This is a genomic window from Candidatus Darwinibacter acetoxidans (genome assembly GCF_041936445.1).
Lineage (GTDB): Bacteria > Bacillota > Limnochordia > Darwinibacteriales > Darwinibacteriaceae > DTU010.
Map to the genome: position 1 here is coordinate 1 of NZ_JBHGXH010000078.1, position 1,021 is coordinate 1,021.

Sequence of the window (1,021 nt, forward strand, 5' to 3'; positions counted from 1 at the left end):
GCTGGAGCGGCGCGGCTGGGTGGAGCTCGACTGGGTCCGCTTTGACCGCGGCCATACCCTGCAGCGGATCGCGTTAGCGGAGGAAGCCCTGCCCGAAATCTACCGGGTCCTGGAGCGGGTGCCGCGGGAGCACCTTTACCAGGAAGCGGCCGCCTTCATGGCTGAATATGAAAAAGAGGTTTCGGAAGAGCTGCGCCCCCTTTGCCGGGAAATCACTGAGAGGCTGGCCGCGCTGCAGCCGCTGCCGCCGCCGCTAAAGGCGGAGCAGCCGCGGCATATGCGAGAACTGCTGCACGGGCTGCAGGCTCTCTTTACTGTCCGGGAGGACGATATTGCCAGGCGGGTATTAAGCGTGCGCATCTATGGCGATTCCAAGCGGTGGGAACAGCTGGAGAGGGGCATCCTCCAGTTGGCCCGCAATTTCTGCCTCTCTCCGGAGGAGGCTGCGCTCGACGACGCCGCCCTGCTGGCCGAGCGCGGCATCATCGATCACCCCAGCCATATTCACCTGGCCGGCCCCCTGGTGTTTGCCACTCCGCGGGGAGAGATCGACCTCTCCGCCTTCTATCCCGACCTGGGGCTGCCTGTAGAGATGGTCCGCGATCTCGAGATTGTGGAGAGCAAAGCCCCAGAAGTAATTACTATCGAAAACAAGACCTCCTTCTACCAGTACCTGCGCGAAGGGCCGCCGGGGCGCCTGGTGATCTACCTGGGCGGCTATCACAATCGCGGGCGCCGCTTGCTCCTGGAGAAGCTCGCCGCCTATTATCGAAAAGAAGGCCGGGCGGTTCCATTTTATCACTGGGGCGACATGGACCTGGGCGGCTTCCAGATCTGGCGCCACTTGAAAACAAAAACGGGGATCCCCTTCGAGCCCTTTCTAATGGATGTTCAGACATACCTGCGCTGCTGCCATCTCGGCCGGCCTCTCGGCAAAGCCTACCTTGCAAAGCTGGCTGCACTGCTGGACGACCCCGCTTACGAGATATTCCACCCTCTCATCCGCCTTATGCTCGAGAAA

Annotated in this window: 1 protein-coding gene; it reads left to right on the top strand. The window is 61.8% G+C overall.

Annotated elements, in window-relative coordinates:
- Positions 1 to 1,021 (top strand): Wadjet anti-phage system protein JetD domain-containing protein (locus ACE4YL_RS02695; RefSeq protein WP_461369154.1); only part of this gene is annotated, 1,021 nt, incomplete at both ends.